Genomic DNA, 21157 nt, shown 5'->3' with positions numbered 1-21157 from the left:
GCATGGAAGAAGTGTTTAAAGCGGCGGAACAAGGTGATTTAGAGGAAGTCATGCGGCTGGTGGAATATACGGCTGTCAATGTAAAGGATACGGACCGGGATCAAAATAACGCCTTATATTATGGCGTAAAATCCGGAAATCTCCAGGTGGTCAGTTACCTGGCGAACCGGGTCGGCCTTGATCCGGCGGCGGGAAATCGATACGGGGAAACCCCTTATGACCTGGCTTTCCGGCTGGGATTTCAGGATATTTTGAATTATTTTGCGGAAAAATGTGGTTTTACCTATGAAAACAGTTTTCACAATCCCATCCGCCGGGGATTTTTCCCGGATCCTTCTGTTGTGAGGGTTGGGGAAGATTATTTTATGGTCAATTCCACATTTTGTTTCTTTCCCTGCATTCCCATTTCCCACTCAAAAGATTTGGTGAACTGGCGGATCATCGGATACGCCGTCACAGAGCCGGAGTATGCCCGGCTGGATTTGCTGGACGGGGGACGGGGCTATTGGGCGCCGGATATTTCCTACAGTGACGGATGTTTTTATATTACGGCAACCCTCCGCCTCAATGAAGGCATGGAAGAGAAACGGGTTCAGATGGTCACTTCTTCTGAAAGGCCGGAAGGCCCGTATGAGGAACCGGCATGGATTCATGAAGATGGAATTGACCCGTCGATTTTCCACGATGCGGACGGACGCAAATACATGCTGTTAAACCGGGGCGCGCGGATTCTGGAACTGAGCCGGGACTGCCGGAAACAGATTTCTCCGGCTAAACTGCTGTGGTTTGGGGACTTTAAACGGAAACCGGAAGGCCCCCACATGCTGCGGCACAATGGTTATTATTATCTGTTCCTGGCGGAAGGCGGCACAGGCCGGGGCCACCGGATCACCGTATCCCGATCCAAAGAATTGATGGGAACCTATGAACCATGTCCCTATAATCCCATCCTCTACCAATGGGACGACAATGCCCCAATCCAGTGCTGCGGCCACGGAAAGCCGGTTCAGCTTCCGGACGGAAGCTGGTGGATTGTATATCTGTGCCTTCGGAAACTGAACGGGCAGTATGGAATCCTGGGACGTGAAACCTCCATGGATCCCCTTGAGTGGACTTCCGACGGATGGCCTGTGATCAACCGCGGCCGGGGCCCCAGTTCACAGCAAAAATTCCCGGTCATTTCCGTCGGCCACGATATAACCGGACGCAATGCGTCCCCAAATGAAATAGAATCAGAATATACGTCTGCCCCCCTGGGCGGATATCCATGCTGGATGAAAAAAGAATGGATGACCCCAAGACCCCTTTCCCGGGATCAAATCTCTGTAAAAGAAAACACCCTGTTTTTGGCGGGACAAGGAGAGGACTTAAATTCCCTCCAGTGCAGAAGCATTCTGGTCGAGCGTCAAAAATATTTTGACTTTGAAGCCGTCTGCCAGTTTAAAGTGCCGGAACTGTCGGAGGGAGAAAGCCTGGGTCTGACAGGATACTACGATGAAAACAGTTACCTCAAATACGGTGTTGGATACAAGAACGGGAAGTATGGGATTGTATTTCAGGAATATGCAGGGGACGGATACATAAACGACAGGTTCCATGATGTTTTTAAAGGGAATTTAAAATGCGGCGGGTATGTCTTGTGTAAGATGAAGACAGAGGGCATGAAACGCCGGTTTTACTTTGATTCAGGAGAAGGCTGGATCCAAACCGATACCGCGGAAGACACCAAATACCTGAGCAGCGAGGGCCTGGTAAAAGGAAAGAGGTTTACCGGCGCTATGGCCGGGGTATATGTGAAAGGCCATGTAAGCGGAAACTTTACTGAGTGGAAGATATCGGAAACTCAATAAAAAATAGTAGAATTGTTTTAACAAACAGTAGGATGGGAAACGATGTAAACCCACACAAACACTGTACATTTGGGCCTTTGTGGGTTATTGTAATAGTGGGTTAAAAAGTTGCTTGACGCTTTTTTGGCGCTCAAGCTCAATCAGGACTTATAAAAGGCTATAAGAAGATATAAGTATAATTTTCAGTTGGTTTGCGATTTGTTCCTTTTGTCTTTCATCAGCGTGACGAGCGAATTTAATTCAATTCTGTTCCTTTCCTTCCGTTTTTGGGGGATGTAAAAAGTTCCGTAGCAAGCATAGGAAGCGGGTACCCATTTCCATAAACTTGTTTTTGGGAAGTATCCCAAACACACACGGTGAATTAGGAAAGACATTACAAACAAAGTGGGAAAATGGCCTAAAAAGCATAATCGTATTTCTGAAAGGCGGTGAATTCATATGAGGCTTATTCGAGGTAATTACTCGGTGCAGTATATCTGATAGCAGATTGCATCGAGGGGTTTTAGATCCTGCTATCAGTTGGCTGCACCGATTTCATAAAGGGTAAATTTAATTATGAAAAGGAGTAGTCATTATGGATTTTGAAATATTAAAAGAGCAATGGTTGCAAGAAGAACACGTTGCACATATTCAAGGATGGGATTTCTCGCATATACATGGTCGATATGAAGTAGGTCGAGATATACCGTGGAACTATGAGGCAATTGTACGCAGGTTCTTATTGAATAGCTCGAAATTGTTGGATATAGATACAGGCGGCGGAGAATTTCTACTAGGTTTAAATCATCCTTACAAAAACACAAGTGCTACGGAAGGATACCCACCTAATGTTGCATTATGCAAAACAATTTTGCTGCCTCTGGGAATAGACTTTCGTGAAACGACAGACGTTAGGCAACTTCCATTTTCCGACAGCATATTTGACATGGTAATCAACAGGCATGGCGATTTTAGCGCTGAAGAGATATTTCGTGTTTTGAAACCAAACGGTTTATTCATTACACAGCAAGTGGGTGCCAAAAATGACCGTGAGTTGGTCGAGTTATTGCTTCCCAACACAAGAATACCATATCCAGAACAATATCTTGAAAAGGCAATCAAAAAATTTACAAACGCCGGATTTGAAATATTAGAATCGCAGGAGGCATTTCCAAAAATCAAGTTTTATGACGTAGGCGCACTAGTTTGGTTCGCTCGAATTATTGAGTGGGAATTCCCAAATTTTTCTGTTAATAAATGTTTTCATCGTTTGTGCAAAGTGCAGAAGTTACTAGACGAGAAAGGTGTTATAGAAGCCTCAACACACAGATTTCTTCTAGTTACGAAAAAGCCAGCGCAAATTGGATAAAGTAGCATCATTTATAGCAGTGTCAGCAGTACTTGTCGATGGTAAATGAGCGGGCTGCGCCCGCTGTTAACAAGAACGTCTGCCCCTGCTCGTGCGGTAGTCAAGTGGGTGAACTCAGTAAGCTGCTCTCCCCCACTTGACACAATGAAAGTTACGGAGCAGGCACTTGTAATGCCTTGTGTTATACAGTCTCGTAGCGCAGAAATGGCAAAGGGGGTGATTTGTATTGACTACCCTTAAAAATTGGTTTGACTGCGTAACAATACATTTTCTCTTGACGCTTTTTTGACGCCCGCGATTACAAAGAGAACATATAAAGAGATATAAACAGATTAAAGACGATACATGAAAAAGCCAGTGTTTAAGCCTCTTAGAGGCGAAACTTATAACTGTTTATAAGAAGATACAAGATATTTTTCATCTATTCAATCAATAAAAAATAGCGCCTGATTTAGTATGTACGATCGGGTTCATGTTAAGATAACGAGGCTGGAAAGGCTGATAATTAGGGCATTTGACGGATCTTCCCAGCTTGTGCTGTAAAATCTTTACAAGTCATGATTTAACCAAAATTCCGCCCGATTCCCGCCCTGATTTTATAAAGACTTGGGGCACAATATAAGAATAGATGTAGCAACTTGACAGTTTCGGCATTAACATTTAAAGTATAAGAATCAAAAATATTCGCATTAGGTGGAAAAGGTGAACTGAGGACGATCTTTTATGGGGGTGACGATAATGAAAAAGATTGTGTTTTTTATACCTGCAATCATTATAACAATATTTTACGGTGTGGCGGCTTTTGGGGGGATGGGATCGATTCACACTATTGTTGTGTTGTGGTTGGCTTCGCTTTGGGTTGCAGGTATTTTTCTAAGTAAAACGATATTTTGGGGCGGCTTACTTGGTTTTATTCCCGGAGTTTGTTTTATCTATATGGGTACAAAAGAGACAGGCCAAATTCTCAAAGAAACTTGGCCTGGCGTTTTTATTTTGCTTTATTATACTGTATGCATTCTTTACTGCTTTTACAAAAAGAAACACGACCAAAAACATTAACGCTATTGGCTATTGCATTTATATCATGCGCCTTCTTGGTAAAAGACGTACTGCCCATTTTGTTGTTTTCAATCGTGGCAAGCAGGGCACAACGGTACATACTGTTATGCGTTTTCCCATTTCCGCTATGCTAAACTGTTCAAACCGCTTGTTGGGGGCTCCCCCCAATCCCTCGACAAAGGCCGCTTTCGATGCCTTGCGAACGCTTCACAAGTGAAGCGGATACGCGCCCTTTCGGGCACTGAAAACGAGAGGTTTGACCGGCTTGCTCACAGAGCCCGGCAGGACGCGCAGCCACCTAGTTAGGGGTGATGAAAAAGCCCCCGCTGAATTCTTTTCCGGAGTTTGGGTTTCAGTATCCAACAACCGTTTTTGGAACAAAGAATAGACTGTTAGAGACGACTGTTTTATGGCTATGGTAGAGCGCAAATTGTTTGACGGAGAATATATCAAACCTGTTTAACTAATTTTTTATCTTCTCCTTCTATAAAATCTTTTAACAAAAAACCGATCCCGGTTCCATTCTTCCAAGCCCCGCACCCCCGGCGTCCCCTTCTTCACGGCGTAACTTCCGCCAATAAATTTAATGTAAATTCCTTCACTTAATTGTGCAAAATCCCCAAAAACATTTCGCAAAAACCGTTATTATGCCCCCATCCCATCGAAAAATTTGAAATTACTTTCCATCCATTCACATCCTATTGAAAATAAAATCACATCTGCTATACTGTGACCACAAGCACAGAGGAGGTGTAACACATGAACGAAAAGATAGAAAAACTAAAAGGGAAACTAATCGTATCCTGTCAGGCGCTGGCTCACGAGCCGCTGCATTCATCTTTCATCATGGGCCGCATGGCGCTGGCGGCAAAGGAAGGCGGCGCTTACGGAATCAGGGCTAACACAAAAGAGGACATCGCTGAGATTCAGACCCAGGTAGACCTTCCTATTATAGGAATCGTCAAACGGGATTATGAAGACAGCAAAGTATACATCACACCTACTATGAAAGAAATAGACGAGCTGATGGAAGTAAAGCCGGAGATCATTGCTCTTGACGCCACCCAGGATTTGAGGCCGGGCGGCAAAACTCTGGATCAGTTTTATGAAGAGATCAGAAACAAATATCCGGACCAGCTTTTAATGGCAGACTGTTCAACCGTAGAGGAAGCGCTTCACGCAGACCAGCTAGGCTTCGACTTTATCGGCACCACGCTTGTGGGATATACGGATCAAAGCCGGGGCATGAAGATTGAAGCAAATGACTTCGAAATCATACGGAAAATTGTGGCAGAAACGGAGCATCTTGTGATCGCAGAAGGCAATATCAACACCCCTCAGAAGGCAAAACGGGTAATTGAACTTGGCGCGTTCAGCGTAGTGGTCGGTTCCATCATCACCAGGCCCCAGCTGATTACCAAATCATTTGCAGAAGTTTTGGATTAGGGGAACTGCACACGTAAACAATAGAAAATGAGAGATTTTGAAAGGGGAAGAATTATGGCAAATTTAGAAAAGTATAAGGGTGTTATTCCGGCATTTTACGCATGTTACGATGAGGAGGGCAATGTAAGCCCTGAGAGAGTGAGAGCATTGACCGAATATCACATCCGAAAAGGAGTGAAAGGCGTATATGTCAACGGTTCTTCAGGAGAATGCATCTACCAGAGCGTAGAGGACAGAAAAGTGACACTGGAAAATGTTATGGCTGTTGCCAAGGGCAAACTGACTGTAATCGCCCATGTGGCATGCAACAACACAAAAGACAGCGTGGAACTGGCAAAACATGCGGAAAGCCTGGGCGTTGACGCTATCGCAGCCATTCCGCCAATCTATTTCCACCTGCCTGAATACGCCATCGCGGAATATTGGAACGCCATGAGCGCCGCGGCTCCCAACACGGATTTCATCATCTACAACATTCCCCAGCTTGCAGGCGTTGCCCTGACCCAGGGATTATTTGCGGAAATGAGAAAGAACCCGAGAGTGATCGGCGTGAAAAACTCATCCATGCCGGTTCAGGATATCCAGATGTTTAAACTGTCAGGCGGAGATGACTACATCATTTTCAACGGGCCGGACGAGCAGTTCATCAGCGGCCGCGTGATCGGCGCGGAAGCGGGAATCGGCGGAACATACGGGGTTATGCCGGAACTGTTCTTAAAGATGGACGAACTGGTGAAAGAAGGGCGTATGGAAGAAGCCATGAAGGTTCAGTACGCGGCCAACGATATCATTTACAAAATGTGCTCCTGCCACGGAAATATGTACGGGGTGATTAAGGAAATGCTGAGAATCAACGAAAATCTGGATTTAGGCGGAGTGCGTGAGCCGCTGCCCCAGTTAATCGAATCCGATTTGGCAATTGCCAAAGAAGCAGCGCAGATGGTTAAAGAAGCGGTAAAAACATACTGCTGATTGCACAAACGGTTAATTAGGAAGGAGAACGTATATGCAAGGGTTTACAACAATTGATTTAATCATTCTGGTTGTATATTTGGGAGCGGTGTTGTTTGCAGGCCTTTATTTCTCAAAAAAAGAGATGAAAGGCAAGGAGTTTTTCAAGGGCGACGGGACGATACCGTGGTGGGTTACATCCGTATCTATTTTCGCAACCCTTTTAAGCCCTATTTCATTCCTGTCTCTGGCGGGAAACTCATATGCCGGTACATGGATCATGTGGTTTGCGCAGCTTGGAATGCTGGTTGCGATTCCAATCACAATCAGATTCTTTCTGCCGATCTACAGCAAATTGGATATCGATACGGCATACCATTATCTTGAAATCAGATTTAACAGCAAAGGGCTCCGGGTTCTGGGCGCAGTCATGTTTATCGTATACCAGATCGGCCGTATGTCCATCATTATGTACCTGCCGTCCATGGTGCTTTCCAAGCTGACAGGCATTAACGTGAACATTTTAATCATCGCCATGGGCGTGATTGCCATCATTTATTCCTATACAGGCGGTCTTAAATCCGTGTTATGGACGGATTTCATCCAGGGAAGCGTGCTTTTGGTGGGCGTGACCTTTGCCCTGTTTTATCTGGCTCATGGAATCGACGGCGGTTTTGGTGAAATTTTCAGTACCATGGGGCAGGGAAAATTCCTGGCTCCGGACCAGCCAATTTTTAATCCGAACATTTTGAAAGACAGCGTATTCCTGCTGATCGTGGGAGCTGGTTTAAATACCTGTTCTTCCTACGTATCCAGCCAGGATATCGTACAGCGTTTCACCACCACAACGGACATGAAGAAACTGAATAAAATGATGCTGACAAACGGCGCGCTGTCCATTTTCATCGCAACCGTATTCTACTTAATCGGAACGGGACTTTTCGTATTCTACAACCAGAATGCGCTTCCGCCGGCAGCCCAGCAGGATCAGATTTTCGCATCCTATATCGCATATGAACTGCCTGTAGGCATTACCGGCCTGCTCCTTGCGGCCATTTACGCGGCGTCCCAGTCCACCCTGTCCACAGGACTGAATTCTGTGGCGACAAGCTGGACGCTGGATATCCAGGAGCGTCTGTCCAAAAAGGATATGAGTTTTGAGCTCCAGACCAGGATTGCCCAGTATGTGTCATTAGGCGTTGGCATCGTCGCTATCTTAGTGTCCATGGTGCTGGCAAATGGAGAGATCAAGTCGGCATATGAATGGTTTAACGGATTCATGGGACTGGTTCTCGGAGTTCTGGGCGGAACCTTCGCTTTGGGGACATTTACTAAAGTCGCAAATTCCATCGGCGCTTATGTGGCGTTTGCAGTGGCGGCAGTTGTTATGATTGCCATTAAATACCTGGTTCCGGCAGCGGACGTTTCCATCTGGTCTTATTCCATCATTTCCATCACCATTTCGCTGGTGGTTGGAATTCCGGTCAGCATCATTTCCAGAAAAATGACGGGAGACACATCCAAGCCAGCTGCAGATTCCACGGTTTACCATAATTAAGGAGGTCAGGCATGATATTTGGAAACAGTAATCAAAAAGAAACCTATGATTTTTTGCCGGAGTGTCTGCAGAAATGTTTTGAATATGCAAAGAACCACGATCTAGCGTCCTATGAAAAAGGCAGCTACCCCATCGACGGGGACCGGTTGTTTGTAAATATTGTGGAATATGAAACGACTGCGCCGGAAAACCGTTTTTGGGAAGCGCATAAATATTATCTGGATGTCCATTATATGCTTGACGGACAGGAACAGATTGATTTAAACTTTATACAGAACATGGATCAGAAAGAGTTTGTGGATGCAGATGATTTCCTTCCGATGGACGGCCTGCCCAACTGCCATGTAGTTTTGACAAAAAATGATTTTCTGATCTGTTACCCGGACGACGGCCACAGAACCGCGGTTCAGGTACAGAAACCGGAGCGGATCAAAAAAGCTATATTTAAAGTGAGAATTGAACAGTAACAGGTGAACATGACAAAAGGCAAACCGAGGGGAAGGTTTGCCTTTTGCGGCGGAATGACAGGAGGGCGGCGGCCGGATGAAACAATATGTATGCATTGATATCGGAGGAACGGAGATAAAACACGGAATTATAGGGGAAAATGAGGAATTCCAGATCAAGGGGAAGACCCCGACGGAAGCCTGGAAGGGAGGGCCTCATATTCTGGATACGATCATAAAGCTGGTGGAGTCTTACCAAAACGGCCGGGAATTGGCCGGAATCTGCGTTTCCACGGCTGGAATGGTGGATGTGGAAAAAGGCGAGATTTTCTACGCCGCTCCGCTGATCCCGGACTATGCCGGGACGCGGATCAAAGAGTGGATGGAGCAGCGGTTTCATATTCCCTGTGAAGTGGAAAATGATGTGAACTGCGCCGGGCTGGCGGAAGGCACATCAGGTGCGGCAAAAGGGGCCAAAGTGGCTCTGTGCCTGACCATCGGAACCGGGATCGGAGGGTGTATCCTGATTGACGGACAGGTGTTTCACGGATGGAGCAACAGCGCCTGTGAGGTGGGGTATATGAAGATGGACGGAAGCGATTTCCAGACCCTTGGAGCCGCCAGCGTTCTTTCCAAAAAGGTAAATGAAAGGAAAGGCGCACAGGATCGGGAATGGAACGGCCACCGCATCTTCGAAGCCGCAAAACAGGGGGACGAAATCTGCATCCAGGCCATTGACGAGATGTGCGGCACTCTGGGGAAAGGGATTGCCAATATCTGCTATGTGATAAATCCCCAAGTGGTTGTGCTGGGCGGCGGGATCATGGCCCAGGAGGAATATTTAAAAGACCGGCTGGAATCCGCCCTGACCCGTTATCTGGTATCCAGTATCCGCGAGAAGACGAAGCTGGCCTTTGCGCAGTACCAAAATGACGCGGGAATGATAGGCGCATACTATCATTTTAAGAGCAGAAGAGAAATTTAGATTCCCCGGCGGAGCAGGGAACGGAGGAAATGATGGAATACCTGAAATCGGTAATACCAATTATAGAATCGAACTATGACAATTTCACCACAGTGGAGAAGAATATAGCGGATTTTTTTATTTATAACCGGGAGCGGATAGATTTTTCCGCAAAAGAGATATCCAAGCGTTTATTCGTTTCCGAGGCCTCTTTATCCCGTTTCGCCAAAAAATGCGGTTACAGGGGCTACCGGGAGTTCATCTATCAGTACGAAGAAAATTTTGTGGAGAAACGGGACTCCATGACGGGAAACACGAGAACCGTGCTGAATGCTTACCAGGAACTGCTAAATAAAACGTATAATCTGGTGGACGAAAAGCAGATTGAGCGCATTTGCCGCTACATGGCCAAAGCCAGCCGGGTGTTCGTCTGCGGCCTGGGCAGTTCCGGCCTGGCCGCAAGGGAAACGGAGCTGCGCTTTATGAGAATCGGCGTGGACATCAACTCCATGGATCACAGCGATGTGATGAAAATGAGGGCCGTATTTCAGGATCAAAGCTGCCTGGTAATCGGAATCAGCCTCAGCGGCGATAAAGAAGAGATCCTGTTCCTTCTGAGGGAAGCCCATAAAAGAGGGGCCAAGACGGTGATTTTTACCGCGAAAAATAAAATGGAGTTTGAGGAAATCTGCGATGAAGTGGTGCTGCTTCCTTCCCTGGTCCATTTGAACCATGGGAATGTGATATCGCCCCAGTTTCCGGTTTTGGTGATGATGGATATCTGTTATTCTTATTATCTGGCTCAGGATAAGTTTGTGAAGGAATCATTGCATGACAGTACGCTGCAGGCGTTGAGGAAAGGGGATTTGATGTAAAAGTAAAGCGTGAAAAGTAAAGCATGAAGGCATTTTCGAAAATGCCTTCACGCTTTACTTTAAAGGGCCAGGTCATTTACAGTAAAACCTCAAGGGATTTTTGAAAATGCCTTCACGCTCTATGTAACACATTCTATGTAACACGTTCAATATAAAAAACAGCCTTTTCTTCTGAATAAAAGGTAAATTAAATGATACGAGCAGTTGTTTTCTCCTCAATTAACTGCTATACTTATTTTACATTTTCCCGGGTGGTTATTCTACTTTTACCCGGATTCAAAGGCAGCTTCTGCCATAAGATCCCATTTTAAATGAACGATTGCTAATTTGGTAAGGTATGAAAGAAATACGATTGTATTCTCCTGTCTGACTCTGGTATAATGAAGGTATCAGAAATATTTCTTTTATACCTTATCATCCGTTCGAATTGAGAGGAGAAAGATATGAAAGAAATGAAAAACAGTACAATCAGGGAAATCCATGACCAGGGAGCCAAGGCGGTGTTCGAAGATCCCATCCTATGCGCCGAATTTCTGCGCGATTATGTAAAATTGGACATATTAAAGAACATTACCCCGGAACAGATTACAAATATTTCCGAACGTTTCGTGTCCCTGTGGGATGAAGAACGCAATTCGGATACGGTGAATAAGATTGAGCTTGCGGATGGGAGTTTGCTTTATTTTATCGCGCTGATCGAACACCAGTCAGTGGTGTCATTTGAGATGTGCATGAAGCTTCTTCGTTATATGGTGATGATCTGGAATGATTATGAAAAAGAGATGGAGAAGTTTTCCGAGGGGATAACGAAAACCAGAGATTTTAAATATCCTCCAGTCCTGCCTATTGTATATTACGAAGGAACCGGCATGTGGACGGCAGCAAAACGGTTTTCCGAGCGGATCTATCTGGCGGATGTATTTAAAGATTATATTCCTGATTTTGTATATGAAGTGGTACGGTTACATGATTACACTAATAAAGAGATCATTGATTTCGGCGATGAATTGTCCTTGATCATGCTGATTAACAAGCTGCGCAATTCGGAAGATTTTAAGGAACTGGAGGGGATACCTCCGGAGTATTTCGAGCACTTGGAATCCCATACACCAGATTATCTGTTGAAGCTGATCAGCACGATTGTGGCGGCATTTCTGCACAGACTGAATGTGCCAAAGGACGAAGTGGCCGAGTTTACGGATCTGATTAAAGAAAGGCGGATCAGTATGTTATTTGATAGTTTTGAGGCATATGATGTGCAGGAGACGAGACGGGTGAGCCGGGAAGAAGGCAGCTTAGAAACAATAAAATCATGTATTATTGATTTTCTCCAGGATCTTGGGGAAGTGCCGGAAGAACTGGCGTCACGGATTGCCGATGAGACGGATATGAGTGTTTTAAAACGTTGGATTAAGCTGGCGGCCAAATCCGGTACAATCGGTGAATTTGAAAGGAGATTAACCGCGGAAAAGGCATGAGCCCGGCCCCGCTGCCCGTAAAGAAATATTAAGTTGAAATATTCACCATTAGGGGATAAAATAGGGAATATAGCGGCAAGACATTTGGAACCGAATGGAGGAATAAGCATGAGAGGAAATAAAAAAAGAATATCGAAACGGGCGGTAACAGCAGTGCTCGCAGCAGCTTTGACATTATCATCATCTACAGCCGCGCTGGCAGGCCAGTGGCAGAAAGACAGCAATGGCTGGTGGTATCAGGAAGATGACCAGTCTTACCCGTCCAATTCCTGGAAGGAAATCGGTGGGAAATGGTATTATTTTGACGCCAGCGGATACATAAGGTATGGCTGGATCAATGACAATGGAACCTGGTATTTCACAGGTGCCGACGGATCCATGAGTACGAACCAGGTGGTTGAAGGATTCCAGTTGGCGGCTGACGGAAGCAGAATTGATGAACGAAACCAGCTCGGCATTTACGTTAAGTCCAAGACGGATAAGAAGGAAACAAAAGCGGCCGACGGCGCGGTTGCGCTGAATTATGATGTGACCCTTCCTCTTGTTACGATTGCGGGCAATCCTGATGTGACCAACAAGATCAACGGTTATTTTAACGACATTAAGAATAAACTGGAAGAGACGAGAGCTGGTTACGAAGCGTCTGCGCTGGAATATTATAATATGGCGGGACGTCAGAACGGCGTTTCTTATGAGATGTCATTTAACTATGAATCTTTAGCAGTAGAGAAGCAATATCTCTCTTTCCAACTGACCGGCTATGAATATACAGGCGGCGCCCATGGCATGACAAATACGACACTGGTGACATTTGACACCGCTACCGGTGAACCGGTAACCTTAGACAGCATGGCAATCGCTCCGGAATCCCTCCGTGAAAAGATCCTCAATTATGCGGCAAAACAGATCGCGGCAGAGCATCCTGATGATACAACGGAAGAAACTGTGAAAGAGGCGGGAATTGAACAGTGGGTTGTTGTGGACGGCGGTATGAAGCTTTTATACAACCAGTACAGCATCGCCAGCTATGCTGCGGGACAGATCGAAGTTCTGGTTCCTTATTCAGAATACAGCATGTATTTGAACAGCTTTGGCAGAAGCTTACATAGAGGAAAATAAGTAAACTTGATATAATTTTATATAAAGAAGACCCGGAAGGGATGAAAAGTATGCTTTTCACCGCTTTCCGGGTCTTTTTTATTTCATAGGAAAGTTCATCCTATGAAATAAAAAAGCCCTCCTATGCCAGCTTGGCTGGCTATGGGATCGCACTACGGCGGCGGGGAATTATGTCGCTGAAGCGACCCGCCGCAGGCGGAGAATCCAGCGAGCGGGATTCTTTCTTGTTGAGCGGAACGCCTCAGCTTTTGGCCGTGCCGCATTTCCGGCAAAAAACTCTACGGAGCGTTTGTTGCAAATATTACAAAACGCGGATATGATTAGGGAGGAGGTGAAGATATGGACTGTAGTAAAGTTGGCAGGCTGATACTCGCCATGCGCAAGGAAAAGGGTATGACGCAGAAAGACCTTGCCGATGCGATGAACATCAGCGACAGGACGATTTCCAAGTGGGAACGAGGCATAGGCTGCCCCGATGTATCCCTGCTCAGGGATTTATCCGCCATTTTGGAAATCAATATTGAGAAAATATTATCAGGCGATTTGGAACCCAATGATAAAGATGGAGGAAATATGAAAAAAATAAAGTTTTATGTCTGCCCGGACTGCGGGAACATCCTGTTTGGCACAGGCGAAAGTGAGATTTCATGCTGCGGCAGGAAACTGTCCCCCATGGTTCCCCAAAAGGAAGATCCGCAGCATGAAATTCAGATTGAAGAAATAGAAAATGATTACTATATTATGATGCGGCACGATATGAGCAAAGATCATTACATCACTTTTGCGGCATATGTTACCTGGGACAGGATTCTTTTAGTAAAGCTTTATCCAGAACAGTCCCCAGAGATCCGTTTCCCCAAAATGCATAAGGGCCAATTTTATGTCTGCTGTAATAAACACGGGCTTATTAAAAAGTAAAAACCATAATATCCGGACGGCCAATATACAAACACAGCCTGCGGCCGCCATCAGGTTTTTGTTGGAATGGGAATCAACACCGTGAGTATAAAATTATGAAAATCATCCGTATCGGCCACCATGGTTCCGCCGTATTTTTCCACAGACCGCTGGATGCTGCTCAACCCGATTCCGTGCATATGACCGGTTTTGGTGGTTAAAAGCCGTTTTCCATCACTGTTTAAATCCCCCTCAAAATAATTCATAAATGAGATAACGAGGTTTTCCGATTCAGCGCTGCATTTCACTAAGATGCAGCGCTTTTCCGGGTCTTTTACCCGGCGGCTGGCTTCTATGGCGTTGTCCATGGCATTTCCGAAGATTGCACAGACATCCAGATCATCGATAAATGCCCCTGTCCGGAAATCAAAACAGGCATTCACGTCAATCTGTTCTTTCTCCGCAGCCTGGATTTTTTCAGACAAAAGCCCGTTTAGAATCTTATTTCCTGTCTCCACAAGCCTTTCATAACCGGCGATTCCCTGCATCAGCTTTAAAATGTATTCTCCCGCGTTTTGGTTGTCGTCAATCATGTTATGAAGCACGATCAGATGATTTTTTAAGTCGTGGTGAAGGCGGCGCAGATCGTCGTCCGCCACCAGACGGGTCAGGGCATTTTCATAGCGGTATCTGTTGATGGCCTCCCCCAGCCGGGCGGCTTCCCGCAGGTCCCGGTGATAGAGGTATCGTTCAAACATAATCAAGGCCATCAGGGTCAGAAGCTGCATGAGGATCGGATAAATGGTCAGCTCCGGCGGATACTGGCCGGAAGGCAGCATGGACATCAGTTTCAGGGTGTATTTGACATAAAGTTCGCAGCCGATCAGCGCAGCTCCCAGCCAGACCCTGTTCCTGCTGATCCGCCGTATGTTGTCCAAGGGGATCAGGCGGCTGACTAACGTGATTAAAAATAATTCCAGTATGAATTCAAAACTCCGGTTGATTACCGTATCGCTGATAAATGGAAGGCCGTAAGAAATCTGGTTCCACCGGATAGCGGACAGCTGGGGCGTTAAAAATATGTTGTTTTCACAGGTAAACGTGATCCAGCAGAGAACGCCGAAATACAGGCTTTTGGCAGGAGAGAGCCCCTTGTTGAACCGGATCCACAGGGAATAGGCCAAAGCCCGCATTAAAAAGCGGAACACGATATCAAGCACATTTCCCGAACCGGTATAGAGGTAAATGGGAAGCAGGAACAAAAGAAAACACCAGCCTGTAAGCTTTTTTGTGACTGGCTGGTCCGTCTCCTGCTGAACCGGCAGGGCAAACCAGGCCACCATGGCGGCGTCAAAGAAAAAACGGAAGACCTGAGTGCTGTCCATTATAAATGACCTCCCATATACTTGGCAAAACTGTCTAAAAGCCCTTTTCTGCGGTATTTGCTGACGGGAATCCGTTTCCCATCCCTTAAAATGACTTCATTTGTGAGAATCTGGCCAACAAATCGCAGGTTGATCAGATAACTCTTGTGACACCGGTAAAAATGTTTTTCGGACAGTTCCTGCTCGATGTCCGCCAATGTTCCATAGCAGGTAAAGCCGCCGTCCTCCAGTATCACGTGGATTTCATGGCCGAATATCTCGAAATAACGGATTGTACGGATATCGGGATTATAGGTCCTGCCTCCTGTCTTGAGCATGACCGTCTCCCCGGCCCTGCTTTTTAAAAGCCGGACGGTATCCAGCATCTGCAGCCGGAACTGGGCGTAGCGCACCGGTTTTTTTATGAATCCAAAAGCGTGTACCGAATAGCCTTCCATGGCGTACTGGGTCATGGTGGTTATGAAAATGATGCAGACTTCATGGTTCTTTTCCCGGATGGACCTGGCGGCCTGCATGCCGGACATGGGCTCCATTTTGATATCCAAAAGGACGATATCGGTATCAAATGTTATGGAATTTAAAAGTTCCTTTCCCGAATGGCATTCTTCTGTCTGAAACCTGATGCCGCATTCTTCAGAAAAACGGTCCAGCAGTCCCCGGAGCTGGGCACACATATCCGGTTCGTCATCACAAATGATTATCTTCCACAAGTATTTCATCCCCTTCCCGCTATTAAAATTATCATATCTGATTTTACATCATTCGTCAATTTGATCCATTTATGCTGTAAAAATGACCTGTTATGCTGCGGCTATTGTACCTGTTTCCACACCCTGTTAAATTATAGTCATTAAATGAAAGAGAAGGGGTGTAGTGATTTGCAGAAAACAATTCAAAGCTGGCGCAGACCGGCGGCACACAAACCGCTGTTTGGACAGAAGGTGGAACCATATCCGGCAACCCGGTTTTTCGACCAGTTGTCCTTTATCGGAACGCCGAATGTGGGGTGTTTTGTTCTGGAGACCACAGAAGGATTGATCCTTCTGGACTGTATGGAACCATATGAAGAACATAAGCAGATGATTTTAAAAGGATTTGAGGATCTGGGGTTGGATCCGGCGGATTTAAAGGCCATTCTGATCACTCATGGGCATGGGGACCACTACGGGACGGCAGACTGGTTCAGGGATCAGTACGGCTGTAAAATTTACATGTCCAGGGTGGATTATGAGTTTGCCAAAACGGATACCAGAAACAGGACCGGGGTTTTAAAATGGGAAATCAATGATTTTTTAGAGGGCGGGGATACATTTACTCTTGGAGATACGACGATTCAGTGTGTATCTACGCCGGGGCACACGCCGGGATGTTTAAGCTATGTGTTTCCGGTGACAGATGAGGGACGGCCTCATATGGCGGCCATGTGGGGCGGCTCGGGCCTTCCGTATAAGATGAGTGATAAAGTCACTTATCTAAAGTCTGCCCTTGCATTTGCAGAGGTGACCGCCAAGGCAGGCTGTGATGTGGAAATCAGCACCCATCCGTTTCTGGATAAAGGGACGGAGAAGCTGGAACTGGTGAATAAAATTACGGATGGAATACCCAATCCATTTGTCCTTGGAAAAGAGAATTATAAGTATTATGAAGCCATGTTTTTAAATATGTGTCTGGACGGGCTGGAAAAACAGGCAAAAGAATTGGATCAGTTCCTGCCGCCTCAGCCATCGCTGCCGGAAAGAAAATAATAGAAGGGGAAGGGATTTATGGAGAAGGGAAAGGCTTATACACAGAAGCAATTGCTTCATCTCACAGTGAGTTTGTTCTTTATGTTTATATTCGGTCTGATCTGTCCGCTTTGGGGCGGCATTACCAGGCAGGGGGTGCAGGCCATCGGAATCTTTATCGGCGGAATCTGGCTGATCGCCAACCGGTTTGGCATGATTGTCCCGTCATTTCTCATCATGTTCGCCATGATATTGACCGGATATACAGATGCTGCCACGGTTATCAGCACTACGCTGGGAAGCCCTACGGTCTGGCAGTTAATTGTTATCTTCGTGCTTTTATACGCTCTGACGGAAAGCGGAGCGGACAGCGTGTTAGCCAGATGGATGATTTCCAGGAAGGCGTTAAACGGCAGGCCGGTGCTGTTTACCTGCGTGTTTATGGTTGCGGTCACTGTTCTGGGCGCTCTTGCCAGCTCTTTGGGCGCGTTCCTGTTCAGCGTGGCTATGGTCGGTTCCATAGGAGATTCCGTGGGATATGATAACAAAAGCCAGTGGAAAAAAGCCATGACAACAGGAGCGTTGATTGCGTCTTCCGTAGGCGGAGGAATTCTTCCTTTTAAAGGGATGGCGCTTATGATCTATAACCTTCTGGCAGCCGGAATCGTGGAGGCGGGCTTGGAAATCAACCAGGTATCCTATATGGCTTCAGCGGCTCTTTCTGGTTTGTTCATATCCGTTTCATTTGCGCTCTGTTTAAAACCGCTGTTCCGGGTGGATTTCCATAAGCTGAAACATGTGGATATTGCGGCTATCTGCGGGGACGGAGGAACGAAATTCAATAAAAAGCAGTCCTTTACATTTGGTATATTTATACTGGGCATTGCTTATTCCATCGTCATGATCTGGCTTCCAAAAGGCATTTACGGATATGAGATCATTAACGCGGTAGGACAGGGATTCTGGTTTGTTTTGATGGTAGTGATTTTAGGACTTGTACATATAGACGGAGAACCTTTGTTTGACGTGGAGCGTTCCATGGGTAAATCGGTAAACTGGGGAATCGTGCTCTGTGTCTGCGCATTTACCGCTATCGGCGGCATGATTTCCAATGAAGGGTTAGGGATCCGCGGGTGGCTGAGCGGAATCATGAATGTAGTGTTCGGAAATATGCCGTTCCCGGTCTTTGTGCTGGTTTTAGTTGCGGCAACCCTGATCTGTACCAATGTTTTCTCCAATACGGCCACCGCGGTGATTATCGGTACGGTTGTGGGCCCATTTTTGATCGAATACGGCCTGAATCTGGGAATTAACCCGAGCTGTATTATTCCTGCCATCGTAATGACTGCCCTGTGCGCATTTCTCACCATGGCGGCGGGCGGTTCGGCGCCGCTTTATCTGGGGGCCGACTGTATGAAGGATGATCCTAAATGGGTGTGGTCTTATGGGCTTTTGATCTTCCCGATTGTGATTGTCACCTCTTCGGCGGCTTATATTTTATGTGCGTATTTGATATAAATAAAGGAAATATAAAAAGGTTAAACTCATTAGGCCGCTGTTTATAATAGGCGGCCGGATGAGTTTTTTTGCTATCCGGTAAATGGGCGGCATTCTTCTTTGTTGGGCACAGGACGGAAAAATGATAAAATCAGCCGGAAAATTTACTCTTTAATCCTGCGCATTTGGTATAATAGAGACAGAAAACATAAAAGGAAGGTGCGCAATGAACGTAAAAGAATTAGTTGCAAAAATGACTCTTAAAGAAAAGGCGGCTATGTGCTCAGGAGCGGATTTTTGGCATACCGAAGCGGTGCCGAGGCTGGGAATACCGGCATCCATGGTGTCTGATGGTCCTCATGGATTGCGAAAACAAGCCGATAAGGCGGACCATCTTGGATTGAATGAAAGTATAAAGGCAGTATGTTTCCCGGCAGGATGTGCCACAGCTGCATCTTTTGACCGGGAATTAGTAACCCGGCTGGGAGAAGTAATAGGAAATGAATGTCAGGCAGAAGGTGTCAGCGTTGTTTTGGGACCGGCTTTAAACATCAAACGGTCTCCTTTGTGTGGCAGGAATTTTGAATACTATTCGGAAGATCCGTATTTGTCTTCTCAGATGGCAGGAGCGTTTATAAAAGGCGTCCAGAGCAAGCATGTAGGTACCAGCCCGAAACATTTTTTAGCGAATAATCAGGAACACCGGCGGATGTCTTCATCTTCAGAAGTGGATGAACGAACCCTGAGGGAAATATATCTGGCAGCTTTTGAAGATGCGGTGAAGGAACAGAAACCTTGGACTATGATGTGTTCCTATAATAAAATTAACGGCGTATATGCGGCTGAAAACAAAGAATATCTTACCCATGTTCTGCGGGACGAGTGGGGGTTTGACGGTTATGTGATGAGTGACTGGGGGGCGGTCAATGACCGTGTGCCGGATCTGGAAGCCGGCCTTGACCTGGAAATGCCCTCTTCCCATGGAACCAATGACCGTCTGATTGAAGAAGCTGTTTTGAATGGGAGCTTAAATGAAGCTGTAGTGGATCAGGCCTGTGAACGCATACTTAACATTGTATACAGGTTTGAAGAAAACCGGGACAGAAACGCGTCATTTGATAGGGATATAGATCATGAAGCAGCTAGAAAGATAGCTGAAGAATGCGTTGTGTTATTAAAAAACCAGCAGATTCTTCCTCTGAATTCAGAGAAAAAAATAGCCTGTATTGGTATTTATGCAAAAGAACCGCGGTATCAGGGCGGCGGTTCCTCCCATATTAACAGCAGTAAAATCACCTCATCCTGGGAGGTTTTGTCAAACAGTCTGCCTCATGTGACATATGCCCAGGGATTTCATGATGAAACAGATCAAACAGACAGAAAACTTTTAGAGGAAGCGGTAGAAAACGCAGGAAAGGCGGATGTGGCTGTGATATTTGCCGGACTTCCGGATTCGTTTGAATCTGAGGGTTATGACAGAAGCCATATGAGACTGCCGGACTGCCAGAATGAACTGATCAATGCGGTATTAAAGGTACAGGATAACGTAGTCGTGGTGCTTCACAATGGATCGCCTGTGGAAATGCCCTGGATTGGAGAGGTCAAGGCGGTGGTGGAAGCATATCTGGGAGGACAGGCCATCGGAGGCGCTGTTGCGGATGTGCTCACTGGCCGGGTGAATCCAAGCGGAAGGCTGCCGGAGACATTCCCATTGAAATTAGAGGACAACCCGTCTTATCTCTTTTACCGGGGAGAAGGAAACCGGGTGGAATACAGGGAAGGGGTGTTTGTAGGTTACCGTTATTATAATAAAAAACGCATGGATGCGCTGTTCCCATTTGGACATGGGCTTTCCTACACGGAATTCGCCTATTCGGATCTGAAGCTGGACAAAATATCTATGAAGGATACGGAAGAACTATTGGTTTCCGTGGAGGTGGCCAATATTGGAGCCGTACCGGGAAAAGAAGTGGTTCAGCTCTATGTGGCGCCTCCGGAAAACGGAGAAGTGATTCGACCTATGAGGGAACTCCGGGGATTTGAAAAGATATATTTAGAGCCTGGAGAGAAAAAAACTGTGTATTTCAAACTGAAAAAGCGGGATTTTTCCTATTGGAATACCTCTGTACATGACTGGCAGGCAGAAAGCGGTGAATACGGCGTACAGATTGGGAAATCTTCTCAGCAAATTGTGCTGGAGGAGAGCATCTTTGTAGAATCCACGAGAATGATTTATGAAAAAGTGACTTTTGACACTATATTTGGAGATCTGATTGATCAGGAGCCGCTAAAAGAGCTTTTGGAGCCATATTTATCCAAATTAAAGAAACAGTTCGGCGCTTCCGGGAATGATGCTGACTCAGAGTCCTCCGCACTGACTGCCCAAGCCGGAAATGCCATGATTTATTATATGCCTCTTCGGGGACTTGCCAGTTTTACAGGAACAAAAAGAGAAGACCTGGAGGAGTTTATTAATAAAATAAATCTTTATTTAGTTGATTGGCGGAAGTAACGCCGGGGATCCAGGGAATGTGAGGCCCGAAACCGTTCAGGCGGATGG

At 46.1% G+C, this 21157-nt stretch carries 17 protein-coding genes; 15 read left to right on the top strand and 2 right to left on the bottom strand.

The window, feature by feature from the left end; all coding sequences use genetic code 11:
• The first annotated feature begins 2 nt into the window (after window positions 1–2).
• The 12 genes from GPL15_RS14375 to GPL15_RS14320 all read left to right on the top strand — a co-directional run bounded on the left by GPL15_RS14375 (window position 3) and on the right by GPL15_RS14320 (window position 14012).
• Window positions 3–1850: a family 43 glycosylhydrolase gene (locus tag GPL15_RS14375; protein ID WP_215699374.1), complete on the top strand. Its 1848-nt coding sequence runs from the start codon at window positions 3–5 to the stop codon at window positions 1848–1850.
• Between the two features lie 574 nt (window positions 1851–2424).
• Window positions 2425–3198: a class I SAM-dependent methyltransferase gene (locus GPL15_RS14370; protein WP_215699373.1), complete on the top strand. Its 774-nt coding sequence runs from the start codon at window positions 2425–2427 to the stop codon at window positions 3196–3198.
• Window positions 3199–3936: 738 nt separating this feature from the next.
• On the top strand, window positions 3937–4257 hold the full coding sequence (locus tag GPL15_RS14365; RefSeq protein ID WP_215699372.1) for a hypothetical protein: 321 nt from the start codon (window positions 3937–3939) through the stop codon (window positions 4255–4257).
• A 759-nt stretch (window positions 4258–5016) separates the two neighbouring features.
• Window positions 5017–5703 carry an N-acetylmannosamine-6-phosphate 2-epimerase gene (locus GPL15_RS14360; protein WP_215699371.1) on the top strand — a complete coding sequence of 229 codons (687 nt, stop codon included), beginning with the start codon at window positions 5017–5019 and terminating at the stop codon, window positions 5701–5703.
• 54 nt (window positions 5704–5757) lie between these two features.
• On the top strand, window positions 5758–6675 hold the full coding sequence (locus GPL15_RS14355) for a dihydrodipicolinate synthase family protein (RefSeq protein WP_215699370.1): 918 nt from the start codon (window positions 5758–5760) through the stop codon (window positions 6673–6675).
• Window positions 6676–6709: 34 nt separating this feature from the next.
• Entirely contained in the window at window positions 6710–8212 is a 1503-nt protein-coding gene (locus GPL15_RS14350) for a sodium:solute symporter (RefSeq protein ID WP_215699369.1), read from the top strand.
• 11 nt (window positions 8213–8223) lie between these two features.
• Window positions 8224–8679, top strand: a complete 456-nt coding sequence (locus GPL15_RS14345; RefSeq protein WP_215699368.1) for a YhcH/YjgK/YiaL family protein — start codon at window positions 8224–8226, stop codon at window positions 8677–8679.
• A gap of 76 nt (window positions 8680–8755) precedes the next feature.
• A complete protein-coding gene (locus GPL15_RS14340) occupies window positions 8756–9643 on the top strand; it encodes an ROK family protein (RefSeq protein ID WP_215699367.1) in 888 nt (295 codons plus the stop codon).
• A gap of 32 nt (window positions 9644–9675) precedes the next feature.
• The gene (locus tag GPL15_RS14335; protein WP_215699366.1) at window positions 9676–10497 is read left to right on the top strand and encodes a MurR/RpiR family transcriptional regulator; all 822 of its coding nucleotides are present in this window, start codon (window positions 9676–9678) and stop codon (window positions 10495–10497) included.
• A 443-nt stretch (window positions 10498–10940) separates the two neighbouring features.
• Complete coding sequence (locus GPL15_RS14330) at window positions 10941–11975, top strand: Rpn family recombination-promoting nuclease/putative transposase (RefSeq protein ID WP_215699365.1); 1035 nt, start codon at window positions 10941–10943, stop codon at window positions 11973–11975.
• Window positions 11976–12083: 108 nt separating this feature from the next.
• On the top strand, window positions 12084–13094 hold the full coding sequence (locus GPL15_RS14325) for a DUF3298 and DUF4163 domain-containing protein (RefSeq protein WP_215699364.1): 1011 nt from the start codon (window positions 12084–12086) through the stop codon (window positions 13092–13094).
• Window positions 13095–13433: 339 nt separating this feature from the next.
• Entirely contained in the window at window positions 13434–14012 is a 579-nt protein-coding gene (locus GPL15_RS14320) for a helix-turn-helix domain-containing protein (protein ID WP_215699363.1), read from the top strand.
• Between the two features lie 50 nt (window positions 14013–14062).
• Here GPL15_RS14320 and GPL15_RS14315 read toward each other — a convergent pair whose 3' ends face one another.
• Together GPL15_RS14315 and GPL15_RS14310 are read right to left on the bottom strand one after the other, a co-directional pair.
• Window positions 14063–15376, bottom strand: a complete 1314-nt coding sequence (locus GPL15_RS14315) for a sensor histidine kinase (RefSeq protein WP_215699362.1) — start codon at window positions 15374–15376, stop codon at window positions 14063–14065.
• On the bottom strand, window positions 15376–16086 hold the full coding sequence (locus GPL15_RS14310; RefSeq protein WP_215699361.1) for a LytTR family DNA-binding domain-containing protein: 711 nt from the start codon (window positions 16084–16086) through the stop codon (window positions 15376–15378). The genes GPL15_RS14315 and GPL15_RS14310 overlap by 1 nt, the downstream gene beginning before the upstream one ends.
• 168 nt (window positions 16087–16254) lie before the next feature.
• Between GPL15_RS14310 and GPL15_RS14305 the strand changes: the two genes are divergently transcribed.
• The 3 genes from GPL15_RS14305 (at window position 16255) to GPL15_RS14295 (ending at window position 21109) form a co-directional block, all read left to right on the top strand.
• Window positions 16255–17121, top strand: coding sequence for an MBL fold metallo-hydrolase (locus GPL15_RS14305; RefSeq protein WP_215699360.1), 867 nt, complete (start codon window positions 16255–16257; stop codon window positions 17119–17121).
• Window positions 17122–17139: 18 nt separating this feature from the next.
• On the top strand, window positions 17140–18618 hold the full coding sequence (locus GPL15_RS14300) for an SLC13 family permease (RefSeq protein ID WP_215699359.1): 1479 nt from the start codon (window positions 17140–17142) through the stop codon (window positions 18616–18618).
• A gap of 205 nt (window positions 18619–18823) precedes the next feature.
• Window positions 18824–21109 carry a glycoside hydrolase family 3 C-terminal domain-containing protein gene (locus GPL15_RS14295; protein ID WP_215699358.1) on the top strand — a complete coding sequence of 762 codons (2286 nt, stop codon included), beginning with the start codon at window positions 18824–18826 and terminating at the stop codon, window positions 21107–21109.
• Window positions 21110–21157 lie beyond the last annotated feature (48 nt).

This window comes from Clostridium sp. MCC353, assembly GCF_018785315.1.
Classification (GTDB): Bacteria; Bacillota; Clostridia; order Lachnospirales; family Lachnospiraceae; genus CHH4-2.
This window is presented reverse-complemented; position numbering and strand designations above follow the sequence as displayed.